This is a genomic window from Methanosarcina hadiensis, assembly GCF_046529725.1.
GTDB classification, from domain to species: domain Archaea; phylum Halobacteriota; class Methanosarcinia; order Methanosarcinales; family Methanosarcinaceae; genus Methanosarcina; species Methanosarcina hadiensis.
In genome coordinates, this window is record NZ_CP136241.1 from 788,057 (window position 1) to 804,622 (window position 16,566).

Annotated in this window: 12 protein-coding genes; 4 read left to right on the forward strand and 8 right to left on the reverse strand. The window is 42.5% G+C overall.

Annotation, left to right across the window (positions count from 1 at the left end):
• Nucleotides 1–2: 2 nt before the first annotated feature.
• Both RSJ42_RS03525 and RSJ42_RS03530 read right to left on the reverse strand, forming a co-directional pair.
• Nucleotides 3–140, reverse strand: coding sequence for a DUF6079 family protein (locus RSJ42_RS03525; RefSeq protein ID WP_410509323.1), 138 nt, complete (start codon nt 138–140; stop codon nt 3–5).
• Nucleotides 141–524: 384 nt separating this feature from the next.
• The gene (locus RSJ42_RS03530) at nt 525–4,337 is read right to left on the reverse strand and encodes an AAA domain-containing protein (protein WP_410509324.1); all 3,813 of its coding nucleotides are present in this window, start codon (nt 4,335–4,337) and stop codon (nt 525–527) included.
• A gap of 355 nt (nt 4,338–4,692) precedes the next feature.
• Between RSJ42_RS03530 and RSJ42_RS03535 the strand changes: the two genes are divergently transcribed.
• Nucleotides 4,693–5,019: a GYD domain-containing protein gene (locus tag RSJ42_RS03535; protein ID WP_410509325.1), complete on the forward strand. Its 327-nt coding sequence runs from the start codon at nt 4,693–4,695 to the stop codon at nt 5,017–5,019.
• 115 nt (nt 5,020–5,134) lie between these two features.
• Here the strand turns inward: RSJ42_RS03535 and RSJ42_RS03540 are convergent, their stop codons facing one another.
• Both RSJ42_RS03540 and RSJ42_RS03545 read right to left on the reverse strand, forming a co-directional pair.
• Nucleotides 5,135–5,350 carry a type II toxin-antitoxin system MqsA family antitoxin gene (locus RSJ42_RS03540; RefSeq protein WP_410509326.1) on the reverse strand — a complete coding sequence of 72 codons (216 nt, stop codon included), beginning with the start codon at nt 5,348–5,350 and terminating at the stop codon, nt 5,135–5,137.
• 33 nt (nt 5,351–5,383) lie between these two features.
• The gene (locus RSJ42_RS03545; RefSeq protein WP_410509327.1) at nt 5,384–6,064 is read right to left on the reverse strand and encodes a HepT-like ribonuclease domain-containing protein; all 681 of its coding nucleotides are present in this window, start codon (nt 6,062–6,064) and stop codon (nt 5,384–5,386) included.
• 518 nt (nt 6,065–6,582) lie between these two features.
• On the opposite strand from RSJ42_RS03545, the gene RSJ42_RS03550 reads away from it, so the two are divergent.
• Nucleotides 6,583–7,197, forward strand: coding sequence for a 30S ribosomal protein S3ae (locus RSJ42_RS03550; RefSeq protein WP_410509328.1), 615 nt, complete (start codon nt 6,583–6,585; stop codon nt 7,195–7,197).
• Between the two features lie 551 nt (nt 7,198–7,748).
• Here the strand turns inward: RSJ42_RS03550 and RSJ42_RS03555 are convergent.
• On the reverse strand, nt 7,749–10,259 hold the full coding sequence (locus RSJ42_RS03555; protein ID WP_410509329.1) for a DNA topoisomerase: 2,511 nt from the start codon (nt 10,257–10,259) through the stop codon (nt 7,749–7,751).
• 670 nt (nt 10,260–10,929) lie between these two features.
• On the opposite strand from RSJ42_RS03555, the gene thiC reads away from it, so the two are divergent.
• Complete coding sequence (gene thiC, locus RSJ42_RS03560; RefSeq protein WP_410509330.1) at nt 10,930–12,216, forward strand: phosphomethylpyrimidine synthase; 1,287 nt, start codon at nt 10,930–10,932, stop codon at nt 12,214–12,216.
• Nucleotides 12,217–12,315: 99 nt separating this feature from the next.
• Here thiC and RSJ42_RS03565 read toward each other — a convergent pair whose 3' ends face one another.
• Nucleotides 12,316–13,389: a DUF2156 domain-containing protein gene (locus RSJ42_RS03565; protein WP_410509331.1), complete on the reverse strand. Its 1,074-nt coding sequence runs from the start codon at nt 13,387–13,389 to the stop codon at nt 12,316–12,318.
• A gap of 194 nt (nt 13,390–13,583) precedes the next feature.
• Here RSJ42_RS03565 and RSJ42_RS03570 point away from each other — a divergent pair, with 194 nt between their 5' ends.
• Nucleotides 13,584–14,081: a GNAT family N-acetyltransferase gene (locus RSJ42_RS03570; RefSeq protein WP_410509332.1), complete on the forward strand. Its 498-nt coding sequence runs from the start codon at nt 13,584–13,586 to the stop codon at nt 14,079–14,081.
• Nucleotides 14,082–14,223: 142 nt separating this feature from the next.
• Here the strand turns inward: RSJ42_RS03570 and RSJ42_RS03575 are convergent, their stop codons facing one another.
• A complete protein-coding gene (locus RSJ42_RS03575) occupies nt 14,224–14,628 on the reverse strand; it encodes a DUF3303 domain-containing protein (RefSeq protein WP_410509333.1) in 405 nt (134 codons plus the stop codon).
• Between the two features lie 510 nt (nt 14,629–15,138).
• A complete protein-coding gene (locus RSJ42_RS03580) occupies nt 15,139–16,341 on the reverse strand; it encodes a nitrous oxide reductase family maturation protein NosD (RefSeq protein WP_410510308.1) in 1,203 nt (400 codons plus the stop codon).
• Nucleotides 16,342–16,566: the final 225 nt, after the last annotated feature.

The following is a 16,566-nucleotide window of genomic DNA, read 5'->3' on the forward strand; positions in this document are numbered from 1 at the left end:
TTTTACTCCGTCACTATCCTCACTTTTGCCTGATCATTACCTCTGGCAAGCTGGTCAATATATTCTTCAAACCGTTTTTTCATCTCCGATGGGGTGGCCGAACCGGATGTTACTTTCAGTGTATTTTGAAGTAAGGCCAAGCAACCTCGATGAAAGCTCCAAGTTTACGTTAATGATTCCAACGCTCTCATTCTTACTTCTCTGATGTACGTTTTTTCAGATAAGATGGGGCTCCAATTGAAAAAAACAACTTTTCCAATTTTTCTTTATTTTAATACCCTGAACGAAAGGAATGATACTGAACTTAAGCCTTAGACAAATTTTACTTATATTAACGACTATTCTTTAACTCATAAAATACGTTAAATGTTTTGCTATTGGAGACTGATAAGTGTCAATTTTATTTCTTTCCTAAACTATTCGATGTCAAACTTAGCATCTCTATATTTCTCTTTCTATAAAAATAGAGTAATTAACATTGAATATTAATGAAGATATGTGATTTTGAAGAAAACAGTAGTATCTCACTTAACCAAAATCTTAGATCTAATTCCACTTAACCTCACTTTTTCCCCATAATTCCCTATCTCAACCTCAAACCCTCTCTCTTCCCCTTCCCCCCGACAAAACTCCACAAGCTCAAGCATATGGTTAAACCCTTCCGCCGCCTTCTTATTCTGAAGAATCTCCATTGGCGGTTCCAGCAACGGCCTAGGCAAAAAAACAATGCATTTGGACTTTGCCCTGGTAACTGATACGTTCAGCCTGTTTAAACTGTAAATAAACTCCGCTTCATTCATTGCAGTATCAGTATCGCTGACTCCGTAACTAACAATAACAGCCTCAGCTTCCTGGCCCTGGGTCTTATCTACTGTGTCTACAAAAGGACGTGTGCGCCACTTTCTCAACCTGTTCAGGTGAGTCCGGATCGTGCAGATCTGGGCGCGGTGAGGGCTGACGATGAAAAGGCCGGATTTCCAGAAGTCCGAATCTCCAGCTTCACTATCGGGGTAAGGGTTGCCTGCATCGTCACTGGAAAGAGTCTGCCTTAAATGAACAGCAAGCTTTGCAACCAGTTCGGCTTCGATTTCATTTTCTATTGTCGCCTGGGTGTTTTCAAGGATAATTACGGTTAAAGGATAGGCTGGATCAAGTGCCCAATTAATTAAATCCACTTCTGCCTTTTGATCCGCCTTTCGATCTTCTTTTTGATCTTCCTTTTCCTGTTTAGCTTCCGGTAAATCTTCATATGGTAAAATCTTACTGGTTGAAGGCAGAATATTCAGTTTTTGCTTTGCAATCTCTTCCGTAGCAGGCCTGTATCCCTCTCCATAAAGAGTATGCGAAGAAAAGCCGGATAAAGTCTCGTTCATTCTCCAGTTCTCGAGGAGCTGGCAGGTGTATTTAGAATTCTCAGTGTCGTCTCTGTTTCGCAGGTACGAAAATATCGAGTCATATAGGCCGGGGAGGCCGTCTTCCGTTTCCGGGTAATCTCCTGCGATAATCGGAGGCAGCTGAAGGTCATCGCCGGCTAAAACAAGCCTTTTTTCCTCTCCGAGGGCCGACATTCCAAGAGCCAGTTCTGCAGGCTTCATCTGGGAGGCTTCATCAACGATAAGGATGTCAAAGGGGTTCATTTTCCTATTAATTTTGTTGAAGCTGTTGACAGTGCCGCCAAGTATAAGGAAACGAGAGTCCAGCCTGTCCTGAATTTCATACTCTGACTGGACTTTCAAAAGCTCTTGCCCTTTACCTGTTTTCAACTCTTTTAGTTTGTATATCTCAAGCCCGCTGCCGAATTCCAATTCATGTGAGAGCTCCTGAATCTTTATAAGAAGATTCTCAATTGCTGAATGCGTAAAGGCTGTTACGGCAATGTGGATTTTTTCTCCCTGCTCCATTTTAGCTTTTACAAAGTTGAGGATTGCTCTCGCGAGGAAATAGGTTTTTCCTGTTCCGGGAGGTCCCCAGATGAGTGTCAACCGGTTGTTTACCATGTGCTCAAAAGCTCTTTTCTGGCTTTCCGTGAAAGCGGACTCAACAGCATACTTCTGGGAAGCTTCGGAAAAGGCATTTGATTCCCTTACCGGGACTGTAAACTTATGAGGGTCACGGAGAAGGCGAATGAAATCGTGTTCCAGCTGCTCGTCAAGTTCTGTGAGCCTGTTAATTATTCTCTCTGAGGAAAAATCAGTAAATCTCGGGTGAAGTACGGCTTTATCGCCTGTTTTAAACGGTAACTGGCCTTCGCTATATGAAACTTCAAGGAAAAAGCCCATTAATTTTCCGGTTTTTTCATTCTCTATTTTCTTATTAACCATTGCAAAACATACATTGCTCTGGCCAGGGCTCCTTAGATTTGTCCTGTACTTATAATCGTCAAAAGTAATCTGAGCTTTTTCACCTGCTTCACCTTCAGGCACAATCAGGTAACTTATGTTTTCATTTTGTTCAAACAATCTGGAATCTACGTCTGCAGAGACTTTCCACAGGTTTTGTTCCAGATACTGTATGGGAACACTGATTCCTTCTTTTACCCTTCCGTCAAAGGGCAGGCTGCGTTTTTCACGGATTTCCATGTTTCTCATGTATGATTCATATCGGGTGATGAAAATCATCTGAGAAACTTCAGGGTAATTGTATTTCTTATACGCAGGAATCTGAAATTTGGGGGGCCAGGAGACTAAAGAATCCCCAACTTTTGCACGAAGCCCGTCCAGCACGCTGCTTGCACCGAGAAGCCTGATTGAGAGTTCTTTTCTGATCCAGTCAATAGCTTCAACTTTATTACTTTCCCATGCTATTGAAATTGCATCGCTTTTAAGTGCGTTGCTGTGCTCAAACCAGAATAAGCTGCTCGGATTAACCTTAAAGTCCAGTCCCGGAGCCGGTAGCACTTCCACTACTTCCGGAAGCCTTAAAGAGAACGGGACAGGCAGGCTTACAAGCTTCTGTATTTCACCTGTCAGCACAATTATCGGAAAAGACAGTCTGGAGAGGGGGTGTCGCTTTTCATTGAATAAAGAGGAGTCCTGGAAATAGAATAGTAGATCCAGCGCAGGCTGTGCCAGTTCGGTAACTTTAACGGACTCTCTGAGCAGTTCTCTTAACAGGTCGAGTTCGTAACTATCATAAACGTAAGTTTCAAGAGATTTCTGTTCTTTCCATTCAAGACTTTCATTATATTCGTGAAGTACTCTTAATTCCCTGAGCAAATCCAGCAAAAAGCTCCTCTGAATCTCCGTACACTTTTCAGGACTTTCAGCTACATAGATCCGTTCGTTTACTGCATCTCCGTAAACAGCTTTCCCTTTGAAACGCCTGAAGCCAGCCGTATAAATCTGGCCTGAAACCGGATCTTTCTGAAGAGTTATAAAAAGACTTACATCCTCGTTTTTAGGTAATGAAAGTGAAGTCCCTTTATTGACTATGACTTCTTTTTCTTTCAGGGCTTTTAAGGTATTGCGTAAGGAATCTCCTTTATTTCTTAAGGACCCGCAATTGCTTAAAATATCGTCAGCTTCCTGTTTGCCGAGAAAAGCTTCGAGCTCCGAGAGAGAGTTTATCGAAGTTCTATGGTCCCACTCAGCTTCTCTCAGATATTTTCTTCCGCTCACTGAAAGATAGGGAACAAGAGAGACTGAATTACTTTCTTCAGCCTCTTTCCTGCAGTACTGATAGAAATCACACAATTCACAACGGCTATAGACATGCCACTCAATGTTCTCGAGGGGAGACCGGAGGATTTCAGGCAACCGATAGTGTAAAAATTCTTCAATTATCTTCGTATTAAAGTTCAAATCAAATAATTCAGGTCCGTCCTTTCCATTAAGCCAGATGCCGGCACGGTTCAGATCAACCTGCATATCAATTTTGTTTTTTTCCAGCACATCCTTCATCATTAAGGCATATAATGTAGCCTGAACCCTGTGGCTTGAACTTAATTCCTCACTGGCTTTTACATCGATTACCTGTATACAGTTTTCTCCTGTTTCCTTCCCTATAACTCGGACTAAATCAGGTCTGCAGGCGGAAAAACGGCATATTTCAGGCGATAAATGGTATTTTTGATAGAACCGGGGTGAAACTATAATCGTAGGCTGATAAATCGCATCTCCGGTTTTTAGTTTGCTAAATATTTCCAGGCTCGCTTCTACTGAATGTGACCTTTCATGAAGAGCCCCTTCGCCTATCGGAATTATGACATTGTTTATGGAATTATTTTTTAGTTTATTTATAATCACAGATTCTTCCCATTTATTTCCAGCTTCTAAAAGGGCTTTTGTAGCTGGACTCTGATTCTGGTTTACAACCGGAATTCCTGCTTTACTGCGCATTTGCAAAGGAGTAGCATGGAATCGAAGATAGCGTTCGCAATTGTGATAAAAGAATCTGGCTATTAATGAAGGGCTTAAATTGTGTTTTATCATCAAATCACATGAGAGCGATAATAATTACTTGTAAAATATACTTGAAGGTTAGAATACGAATCATAGTTATGATTTATAATATTTGGCATTTATTTCTGGATTGACTAAGAATTTATCTGAAAATGTTGCACCTTCCTGTAATTCCTACAATAACCAAAATGTACTATTCGACAGGTAACATTCAATTTTATATGAAACCTTTAATAGATATGTATATATTTTATCCCCCGAAATATTAACCAAATAATTGGGAGGGGAACTTATGCCAGATTATTTACTTCAATTATCATATGCGCCTGAAGCAGTAGCTACATTAGTAGCAAATCCTCAAAACCGTGAAGAAGTAGCCCGTTCTTTAATTGAAAAAGTTGGGGGAAAACTTAAAGGTTACTGGTTCGCACTTGGTGATTATGATGTGGTGGAAATCGCAACATTACCTGATGACGAGAGCGCAGTAGCCCTTTCAATGGCTGTAATGGCTGGAGGTGCTGTAAAATCGTTCAAAACTACACCACTGCTATCGATGAGCGAAAGCATTGAAGCCATGAAGAAAGCATCGGGGTTGGGGTACAAACCGCCAGGTAAATAATTAAGAAGAGGTTGTTTTTCCTTCTTTTCTTTCAATTAACTTTTTGGATAGCGGCAAGAATCGAAAATAACGTAACATCATGAAACTATTTCGTCAAAACTCAATTCTCCGGCAGCTACGGGTGGAGAAGCAGCTTTGACTCATGGAACTTTTTCATAACTATATCGATCTTTCTTGAAACCTCTGGAGTATAATATGCTTCTCCGCAGTTTTCACAGACGTAGGCGGAAACATCTTTAATAGCGATAATCTGCTCTCCGACCTTTGCCACAAACTCGGTTTTACCTTCAACGAGTTTGCTTTTACAAAAAATACAACTATCAGGTTTCATTTCGCTTCCCCCTCTTATATTATCTTCTCAGCGCTATAATTCCTGGTTGCTGGAATTCAATTTTTCAATTAATCTTCCAACAGCTTGTTCAAGCGCCGGGGCGTCTTTTATTGCGGTATCCCAAACACCGTCATAATCTATATCAAAATAAGTACATATCAGGCTGTCCCGTATTTCTATTATATTTTTCCAATCAATTTCAGGAGACAGAGACCTTATGTTGCCGGAAACGGATTTTGCGGCTTCACCTATGATCTCAAACTGGAGTACAACTGCGTCCTTTGTTAGACTGTCCTTAAGAAAAGCTTCTTTGTCCATCCCTGCTGTAAACTCTTTTATATTTCTGGCAGCTTTGAGCATCTCACAAAGGTAAAGCAGAGGAGATTTCATACCTCCGGCAGTTCCCTTTAATATGTCATCTTTAACTATCGGGTTAAGGCCTTTTTCAGAAACAACATCTACCGGAACTCCAAACAGGTCTTCAAGATAAAACTCAAGACTCGTAAAATCAAAAAGGCTCGTTCCTTCTCCGAATCTCACCAAGACGTCGATATCGCTTCCCTCTTTTTCCTCTCCGCGGGCGTATGAGCCGAAAATTTCTACGACTTCTGCTTTGAATTTTTCTTTTATTTCGTCCTTCCTTTCCTGGATAAGAAGTCGAATCTTGTTTGCATCAATCTTTGTTTCTTTATTTTCCACAATACCCCTTTCCATGTTACTGGTTTCTTATATCCTTCTCTTTTTCTAACCTCATTAATAACCTTATTAATAACCTTATTAAACTACTTCCTGCTCCTTTCAGTTATTTTTTCCCTTTCTGCTAGTATGCGAATGACAGGGCAGAACATGTTTCTGACCGATTTCTTTATATACGGAAATGATGTGTATAGTGGAGCCATTAACTAGTTAGTATCCGCTAATTTCTGAGAATATCTGGCCGATTTCCGGTCACACTTTTGACTATAAGGAGCCTGTGGCTGTCGGCAGATGGGATGGGGCCCCAGTCCGGAAATGCTAAGAGGCTCAGAGATTTTTGTATGCATGCAGAAGGTTGCATGAGAGCGAACTTGCGGCAGTTCAGAACTGTCCGGAAACGCCATGAAAACCTTTCACGCTCATTGATTATGGGAAAGCTCAACCGAGCATTCGGAAGATAAAAACCTGGCTGCCCGAAGGCGTCAGGACAAAGCAAAATAAAACTACAATCTACGAAGTTACTTCGGAGGAATTACTTGGCAAGAAAGAAAGTACAGAGAAAGCTTGACGGATGGAAATCCAAGGAATGGTATAACATTGAAGCCCCTGCTTACTTAAACAGGGCTGTTGTCGGAAGCACAATGGCAGGAGACCCTGGGCTCCTCGTAGGCCGCAATGTTGAAACCACAGTTGGGGAACTTACAAATGACATGACCAAGAATAACACAAAGGTCATCCTCAGGATCAACAACGTTGTCGGAGATGTAGCCACTACCGACCTTATGGGTCACGAACTTACAACCGACTATGTCCGCTCAATCGTAAAGAGGCAGACTTCCAGGATCGACGCCAACATCGAAGTCCGGACCAAAGACGGCTTTGTTATCCGCGTAAAGCCGACCTGCTTCACCATCAAGAGAGCACGCTCAAGCCAGATGCAGGCAATCAGGGAAATGATGGTTGATATCGTCAAAAAGCGTGCATCAGAAACCGATTTCGAGACCTTCATGCAGGAAGCAATCCTTGGCAGGCTCTCAGCAGCCATTTACAGGCAGGCCAAGTTCATCTACCCACTCCGCAGAGTCGAGATCAGGAAAACCCAGGTCGAAGCAATGCCAGCAGCTGCACCAGCCGCACCTGCAGCAGCATAATTTTTCGACTAAAATTAGAAGCAGGAGAAAATCCGAAAGGATTTTCTTATCTCTCTTTTGAGTTTTGATATTTCAAAATCTTCTTCTCTCTTTTAGGTTGTCATTTTTTAAGACTCCCAATTTTTACCCGCTTTTCTGGATACTGATCAGAAAACCTGAGAAAACCTTATCCAAAGAATTTTTTTACTTTCGAAAAACCGGTTTAAATTCATTGTTAAGCATAAAAGCCCCTGCCAGCCTGTCTGGCGGCTCTGCCCAAAAAGCGGTTGAAGAGATAAGATTGAAAGAAAAGTTGGGAAAAAACAAAATATAAAGTTTGAAAGTATGGCAAGTAATAAAAGCAGGCTGAAATTTATTTATATTCACTCCTTCTCCTCTTTTTCTTCTTTTATTCGCTCACCTCTTCTTTTTCTTCTTTCTCGCGGAAAAGGCCGCTCTCCTTCGTTAAGCGTATAAGAGCGGTCCGGTATACTAAGGTCCGGTATATCTGTATAGTTGCGCAGGTCAGAGATCCAAAATTTTTGTATTCCGGCACCCTCTTTAAAAAGCCTTCATTTACTCTCTTTTCTGCCGCCTGCAGCAGACGCAGCCTTTGAAACTCTGCCTGTCGCCTGTCTTTCCGCACTTCTTGCCGTACTTTTCTCCCCAGGTCCTGCCGAAGGTTCTGCAGAAACTCTCTTCTGCTGCGCGCGGTTTTCGTTCCTGGGCCCCACTTTTTTCCAGTATTTTATTCCTTCCGTGCAGCGCCGGTTTATACAGATATCTTCTTCAGGGCTTTCATTTCCTTCTCCTTCTCCTTTCTCTTCTTTCAGCCTGAACAGCTTCCAGCCGCAGCTCTCACAGGCTTTATCGAGAAGGGTCAATTTTCCGGTCTTTGGGACCGAATGAGTGTATCCGCAGCGTTTTGTGCAGCCCAGGAAGCGGTTATCCTTAAAAGATATCAGGAACATGCTTCCGTCGCATTCCGGACAGGGTCCCACGGTTTCGGGAGGGTAGCATTCCTTTTCAAGTTCACATTTAAAGCATGGACCTATGCCTACGGCCCAGTTGTATTTGTTTCCTACCTTAAGGACGGCTGCCCCTTCTTTTTTGCATTCCTTGCTCCTGAGAACGGTCAGGGCTCCGGTTTTCGGCAGGGGGAACGAGTTTCTGCAGTCGGGATAGCCCGTGCACCCGACAAACCTTCCAGAATCTGTCTGTACTATCCTCAGCACATGCCCGCAAGCCTTGCAGCTCCCTATGTAGTTTTTCTTGTCTTCAAGGGCTGCTTCGTCCTTTATTGTGCCTGCAATGTTTGAAGTCAGCTCTTTTTTGTTTGCTTCAAGCTGGGCATACATTTCTTTGATCAGGACGGTGCCTTCATCGAGAGCGGCTTCAAACTCTTTTTTCCCGTCCTCCACTTCCTGGATGAGAGCTTCAATCTTTGAGCGGATATCAGGCCTTACAAGGATCGGGACTGACAGGGAAAGCCCTTCCATGAGGGTAAAGCCTGTATCAAGGATCGAAACAGTCTTTCCTTTGGTCTCGAAATAACCCCGCTTTTTGTTTGTCTCGATGTGAGTCGGAGCTGTTGCTTTTGTCCCTATCCCGTGCTTGTCCATAAGGGTCAGGAGTTCAGCTTCAGTAAGCTTCTTTGGAGGGCTGGTTTTGGATTTTGTATTGCTCAGCTTTTTTACGTCAACCTTTTCTTTTTCCTCCACAAATGGGAGAAGCTTATCTTTTTTATTTTCAAACGGATAGGCCTCGAGCCAGCCTGCATCTTTAAGCACTGTGCCTGAGGAGTCAAAAGGCTCTTCCTGAACCTTCAGGTGAAGATGGGTTTTTTCAAATACTGCTGCAGGCATCAGGTTTGCCAGGAAATGCCTTGAAATAAGGTCATAGACCTCTGCTGCCTGCGGGATATTTACTGCGGAACTTACTTCCCCCCTTGCAGCCGCCCGGATTGGGTGGATAGGGGGATGGTCATGAGCGTCTTTTTCCCCATTCTTTGGCACTATCGGGGCTGAGAGGATTGATTCAGCAAAAGGTTTGTACTCTTTTTGCCTTGCAAAATCAAAGACAAGGGACTTGAAGTCAAAGTCATCTGCGTATTTATTGGTCTCTGTCCTCGGGTAGCTTGTAAACCCTGCAAGGTAGAGCTGCTCAGCCGTTTCAAGAGCAACTTCGGGGCTGATTCCCAGGAACTTTGAAGCCCGTTTCAGGAACTCCGTAGTATTCAGAGGGTTCGGAGGGCTCGTTTTTGCTTCTTTTACGGTCTTCTTTACAACAAGCCCTTCCTTTGCTCCTTTCAGTCGCTTGAAGATCTCAGCTGCTTTTTCTTTGTCATGGATGTTTCCTGCCCTGTGGGTGCCTTCGAATTCCCCGCCTTTTGCAGCAAAGATTGCAGTGATTTTCCAGAAGTCTTTTGCTTCAAAAGCACGAATAGCCTTTTCCCTTTCATATACAAACCCGCAGGTAGGTGTCTGGCAGGGCCCTATTGAAAGGACGTCTTTTGTCCTTGCCTTTTCCCTTACCGAGAGCGTAACAAAACGTGTAAATGCAGCCCCCATTTTCAGGTCAAGGATCTGCCTTGCTTCCGCAGCCATAGCCAGGTTATGGTCAGGGTCTACAGGGCTCTCAAAAGCTTTTCTGACCTCTTTTGGGGAGAGCGCTGAAAAACGTGCCCTTGAAACAGGTACGTTTGTAACCTCTTCGGCAAGGGTTTTTGCTTCAAACCCTATGTTTTCCCCTTCCCTGTCATAGTCACATGCAAGGATAATTTTGTCTGCCCTTTTTGCCAGGTTCTTTATTGCAGCCTCGTACTCTTTCCTGGTTACGAACTTTTCAGGGTCAACTCCAAGTAGTGTGCCCGGGTCAACTTCACTCCATTTATTATACTTTTCAGGAAAATCATAGTTCATAATGTGCCCGGACAGCCCCATTACCAGCCACTCTTCCCCTTTCCATTTAAATTCGTAAGCAGGGAGCCCTTCGACTGATATCTTATCCACTTCCCCATCGCCAAGGATGCTGGCGATCTGGGCTGCTGCTTTATTTTTTTCTGCAAATGCGACAACTGTCATATGAAGTACCTTAACCTCTGTTATTGGAATATGGAATTTTGTAAGGAATATTAGAATAACTCAGATTCAGGAAATTTTCAGAAACGTTATACAAAATATTCTATTGTATAAATATTAAGGTGGTATATTAGAGAAGCATGTAATGTTATGCAGTAAAAAGTTTCATGATTTTATTTTTTGACCCTGAACTGATTAACGACTCCAACTAATTAACTTTAGGTATGTATTCACGCTGTCTATAAAGCCCCTGCCCTCTGTAAAAACCCTTCGCTTTATAAACAACAGGCGTGGATTTCCTGCACACGTATTCCCTATTTAATAGGGTTACATTATTTATATATTTGCCTATTTATACATTATTGGGGGACTTTTCCGAATGTAAAAAGCTATATATCAGTTCACTCTCTGTTCTAAGCGACAAACCGGAATTTCCGGATTAGTCGTTATAATCGTTCCAAGAGGGATTTTGTTCAATTAGAAAATTCATCCAATCACATTATTTCGTTATCTTCATTATTGGTACATCTATCGGTAATTCTTATTTTCTTTACTGGTATGTCCTTATTAGTACATCCTTATTCGGGACTGAAACATTTTAGGCTGGAATACTTCAGAGCTTGAGTACTTCAGGACTGAAATACTCTCATCCACCTCAAATACGGAGTAAAAAATGACGCTGATGGAAGATGCAAAGCTGGGGATCATTACCCCTGCAATGGAAGCCGTGGCAAAAGCTGAAGGAATAGATGCTGATACTGTTCGCTCCTGCGTTGCAAAAGGGCTCATTGCCATCCCGAGGAATATCAGAAGGGAAACCCTCCCAATCGGGATTGGCAAATATATGAGCACAAAAATAAACGCCAATATAGGCACATCAAGGGACTGCATAGATATCGATGCCGAAGTCGAGAAAGCAAAAGCTGCAGAAGCGTTCGGGGCCCATGCAGTAATGGACCTCTCAACAGGGGGAGACCTTAACGAGATCCGTACCCGCATCCTTAAAGCCGTAAACATCCCGGTAGGGACTGTTCCCATTTACCAGGCTGCAGCTTCCCGGAAGATTGTGGTGGAAATGACTTCCGACGACATGTTCAATGCCGTCAGGAAACATGCCGAACAGGGCGTGGACTTTGTAACCGTACATGCCGGAGTCAACTTAAATTCCCTTGAGCGCCTGCGCCAGAGTGACAGGATCATGAATGTTGTCAGCCGCGGCGGTTCTTTTACAATTGCCTGGATGCTGCATAACGGTGAAGATAACCCCTTCTACGCCGAATTTGACTATCTCCTTGAAATCGCAAAAGAATACGATATGACCCTGAGCCTTGGAGACGGGATGCGCCCCGGCTGCATTGCAGACGCTTCCGACCGTCCGAAATTCATGGAGTTCATCACACTCGGAGAGCTTGTGAAACGCTCAAGGGCTGCCAATGTCCAGACTTTTGTGGAAGGTCCGGGGCACGTCCCCTTAAACGAAATCGAACTCAGTGTCAGGGGCATGAAAGAACTCTGTGACGGAGCCCCTCTCTACCTCCTGGGCCCACTTGTTACCGATATTGCTCCCGGTTTTGACCACATCACAGGCGCAATCGGAGGGGCAGTGGCAGGGATGCACGGCACTGACTTCCTCTGTATGGTAACTCCTTCCGAACACCTCGCCCTCCCGTCTCTCGAAGATATCAAAGAAGGACTGCTTGTAACAAAGCTTGCAGCTCACACTATCGACCTCATAAAAGAAGGCCCGAGGGGACGTGCCTGGAAGCAGGACACAGCAATGGCATATGCCCGCAGGGACCTTGACTGGGAAAAGCAGTTCGAACTAGCAATCGACGGCAACCGTGCCCGTAAAATCCGAGACGCCCGCAAAACTGAAAGCGATGCTTGCTCTATGTGCGGGGAACTCTGTGCAGTAAAGATCGTAAAAGAAGCTTTCGGGGAAAAGAAAAAAGAAGAGTAAAGGCAGAAGAAATGATTTTTAATTTCTTCTTTCTTTCAGTCTTTCTTTCAGCTTTTCTTTTCCTTTAAGCTATTATTTTTCTTTTTTGGCTTCAACCATTTAAATTTCAGCTATTCTCTTAAAAGCAGTTTCCTTTTTGAACAGACTATTGATTAACGAATTTATCTTTTTGAGAGAGTATACTTCAACCATGTGGTGCGGGTGATACCGCAGCTTTGCTTCTCTGAGGCCTCCGACTCCCAGATCGCTCTCCCTGTTGATATATTCCACTTCGTCTACAAGAGCCGCTGCCGTTTCTGCATTGATTGCCTTGTAAATTCCCTCGCAGTCCGGGAGTCCTTTCTCAAAGTGAATCAGTGCCGTATCTGAGTTAAGCCGCTCAAAGATGGAAATGGCACTAACCTCCGAATCAACCCTTAGAAGAAAGCCCCTAAGGCGCAGTTCCATAAAATGTTCTACTGCGTACAGGGCTGCTTCGACCTCGTGAGAAAGAACCGGATTTTTATCGCACCCTTTCCAATCTCTCCATTTTTTCAGGAGTTCCATTACCTCTTCCAGGTTTTCGGGTGTAACAGGTTCTATCGTGCTCATGCAGTTTCTGCGGAACCTGTTGAGGTGGCTGCGGATTTTTTGATATTTCTTCCCGGGAAGTTCAGCTAAATCTGAGGCTCTGTAGACATACTCGAAATTATCCCGGTCAGGTACCATCACAAGATCTGGCTCGAGCTCTTGTATCCTTCTTGCAGAATCCGGGTCGATGAGCACAAGGGGAGTATGATCGCTTACATCCAGTGCCAGCCGTATAAGCGAACGCATAAGTTCAGGGTCACGGGGGCCTATCGGGGCATGAAACCGGGTAATCCCGCCGTTAGTGCACGAAATAATCACGTTTTCATTCACGTATGCATATCTGTAAGGCGTAAAATGGTTCCAGCAGACCATATTCGTGAATGTGTTGCTGCTATGGGTTTGCGGGTAAAGTGAGTAATGTTGCTCAAAAAATTCCCTGTCTGCAAGTGTGACAGGTTTGAAATCTTCCCGGCTAAGCATCAGGAATCTCCTGAGGCTCGTAAATGGAATGTTCTGAAAGTACAGCACACAGGTTTGTAGGTTTTTATCTGTTCTGCCATTTTTTTCATTTACTCCTGCGATAGGTCTTTTCTCAGCAATCATGCCAGGGCCATCATCATTCCATTCATCACTCCATGCATGATCGCAGTTAACCTCTGGAAATTACATTAAAATATTATCTACAATTTAATAGGCTTACGGATTTGATTTTGAATTAATTATGTGCAATATATAGCCTCTCATATATCTGTCAGGCTTTTTGTTTATAATAACTGATCATCTGAAAAGGAATAAAAATGTACGAGACTGAGATAAAACCTGGTTTGAATATCCGCACTGCAAAAAAAGAAGATGTCCCTCTGATTCTTGAATTTATCAAAGGGATTGCCGAGTTTGAAAACCTATCTCACCTTGTCACAGCCACGGAAGAAACCCTTCAAGAGTCGATGTTCTGCGAAAAGCCTTATGCTGAAGTTTTCTTTGCCGAACTTGACGGAGTGCCTGCAGGTTTTACGGTTTTTTTCCACAATTTCTCGACCTTTGTTGGCAAGCAGGGCCTGTATATTGAAGACATTTTTGTAAAACCCGAATTTCGTGGCAAAGGAATAGGAAAAGCAATGTTTCTTCACTGTGTTAAGCTTGCAAAAGAAAGGAACTGCGGGAGGATGGAATGGGCAGTTCTTGACTGGAACCCTGCAAGGGAATTCTACGAATACTTTGGGGCCGGACCTGTTGACGGCTGGCACATCTATCGCATGGGCGCGGATAAGTTCGACAGTGCCCTTGAAAAATAAAGTCCGGAAAAATTCGGAAAAATTCGGAGAAATCTGGAAAATCCAGAAGACCTCCCTAATTTCCTTTTTAAGCTTCAGTTATTTTTAATGCTCAGCTATTTCTAAGCTTCAGGTATATTTAAGCTTTAGTTATTTTCAAGTTTCAGGTAGTATCTTCCTGCTGGATAAAAGAGTGGTGCTCAAGGCGTTCTACTCTTTTTTCAAGCCCTTCTATCTGCTCGAGGATTCCTTCTGATGTCTCTTTACTCTGAGCAGTTCCTATTCCTTTTTCTCCGGCTTTTTCTGCAAGTTCCTGAGTCAGCTGCATGTATTTATCAAGCTTCATAACAGGGAAGGTTTCGAATCTGCACAGTCCCATTAAAGGAAGAACAGAAGCAGCATAAGTCTTCTCATCGTCAGCTTCATAAATCACAAATCCACGGTAACCCGTAAGGTCGGTCCATTCATCAATCACTTTTATGCCTTTCGGATATTCATAATTCGCATAGATCTCTGCAACCTTTGGCGCGTCTTTCGGCTCCCAGGTTATTATGTCCATCAGCATCATTTCCCTGTACCCCCTATTATAAGTTAATCAGAATCGTATCCAGACGGACCCTTATTGGGTTTAAAAGTACACTCAATAAAGTTAAGTATTATTTTTCTTTTCTCTTCAGACTGGCATATACTTTGAGGAAACAATGTTCAGGAAAAAATGCTGAAGAATTTGAAGCGAAAAAAAATATTTTACTGCTTTTAATTTTACTGCTTTATATTCTGCCATATGCTACCATATTCTGCCATTCTTCTTTTTACCGGTACACTATCGTGTATATATGTGTCATGCTATCATACGGCAACCCTTAAATAGAATTTCAACCTATTTTTTCTTATTAAGAGAAATATAATCAAACTTTAACGCGAACAGACATTTAAGATCCGCACGAAAATTCTTCGTGCGGGTCAAGACAACAACTTAACCTGTTTTTAAGATGATAGAAGGGGATTTTCAACCTTACCCCCTTTTCTCTTCCCGAATGTTCCCCTGGATCATAGAAAATCATAGATGAATGGTTTCTTATTCTGCTTCTGTAACAGGTACCAGAGGCAGATAATCCGTAACATTGGTTTCGTTATAGGCCAGATCTGCAATGCCGTCTTCATTCTTATCTGGTGCTGTTTCGGAAAAGCCTGTTCCTTCAGGGTTTGCCCAGAAATTTCCTGCTGTGTAGGGTCCGCCAACAATATTCTTGCTTTCAGTCCTTTTTATATTCCAGTAGTTTTTTCTGTTGCCTGCATCTATGTTGTAGACATTGTTAAAATAATTATTAAAAACAGTATTGTTATCACAGCCTGGACATAAGGAAATGCCTGTGTCAGAATTTGAAGCAATAATATTTCCATAAAGTCTATTATTGTCAGAAGAATCCAGGTGAATACCGCAGCTCGTTTTATTAACTGTGTTTTCGGAAATTATACCATAGTTTGATCGTGATATCCACATTCCGTAATAAATATTTCCGGAAACGTTGCTACCTGAGATGATGCTCGTGTTTGAACTTACAATGTAGATGCCCATATTGTTTTCAATTGCTGTGTTATTACTGAAGGTGTTGTTTCCCGAATTAATAACATAAAAACCGTGGCCCCGGTTGGAATTTACCAGATTGCCTGTCAGGTTATTATCGCTACAATTACTCTCGAGAACAATTCCATGAGAATTTAAGTTTGCAGTGTTGTTAAAGAGTACATTGTTATCCGAACGAATGATGTGGATTCCATAGTTTTCGTTCAGGTTCATGCTGTTGTTCGATATTATATTGTTTTTCGAGCTGCTCAGGGATAATCCAAGGTAGTTTTCAGAAAGGTCATTGTTGGATATAATGCAGTTATTACATGCAGTCATGTGGATTCCTGTCACATCCGTGTACTCAACTGCTTTAACCTTAAAGCCGCTAATTGTCACATTACTTGCTCTTACATATATTACACTCGAATTGCTCGCTCCTATTATTGTATCCTCCGGATTATCGGTTTCTGATCGTATTATAAGATCATTTTTTGTTACTATAATATTCTCTGTGTAATTCCCTGGACCTATGACTATTTCGTCCCCGGAACTTGCATTATTTACTGCAGCCTGTATCGACTCACCTGGCTGGACAAAGATCTCGACCGCGATTCCGGTACCCGAGTTCAGCGTGAAAATAAAAAAAGCTACAGCTAAAGCGATAAACCTGTTTATTTTAACTCCCCCAGCTCTATTCCGATTACATTTTATTTTATTAAGTAAAAATTAATCCTCAAATTTTATGAAAATAATAAATTAGAATAATATCAAAACGAAAAGATAAAAGTTTGAAGTAAATAATAGTCAGCAGTTAATTTACTGAAACAAGAGTATAACTGAAACAGGCTGCATATCCTCCCTTTAATTTTTTGCTCAATGCAGTAATTAAACATTAAAATAAAGGAAGACTGAATAAAGAAGAAGTAAAGAAGATTG

Bases quoted from the DNA above. Each gene is read 5' to 3' on its own strand.
- RSJ42_RS03530 (WP_410509324.1), bottom strand. From the start codon at position 4,337: ATGCGCAGTAAAGCAGGAATTCCGGTTGTAAACCAGAATCAGAGTCCA.
- RSJ42_RS03535 (WP_410509325.1), top strand. From the start codon at position 4,693: ATGCCAGATTATTTACTTCAATTATCATATGCGCCTGAAGCAGTAGCT.
- RSJ42_RS03540 (WP_410509326.1), bottom strand. From the start codon at position 5,350: ATGAAACCTGATAGTTGTATTTTTTGTAAAAGCAAACTCGTTGAAGGT.
- RSJ42_RS03545 (WP_410509327.1), bottom strand. From the start codon at position 6,064: ATGGAAAGGGGTATTGTGGAAAATAAAGAAACAAAGATTGATGCAAAC.
- RSJ42_RS03555 (WP_410509329.1), bottom strand. From the start codon at position 10,259: ATGACAGTTGTCGCATTTGCAGAAAAAAATAAAGCAGCAGCCCAGATC.
- thiC (WP_410509330.1), top strand. From the start codon at position 10,930: ATGACGCTGATGGAAGATGCAAAGCTGGGGATCATTACCCCTGCAATG.
- RSJ42_RS03565 (WP_410509331.1), bottom strand. From the start codon at position 13,389: ATGATTGCTGAGAAAAGACCTATCGCAGGAGTAAATGAAAAAAATGGC.
- RSJ42_RS03570 (WP_410509332.1), top strand. From the start codon at position 13,584: ATGTACGAGACTGAGATAAAACCTGGTTTGAATATCCGCACTGCAAAA.
- RSJ42_RS03575 (WP_410509333.1), bottom strand. From the start codon at position 14,628: ATGATGCTGATGGACATAATAACCTGGGAGCCGAAAGACGCGCCAAAG.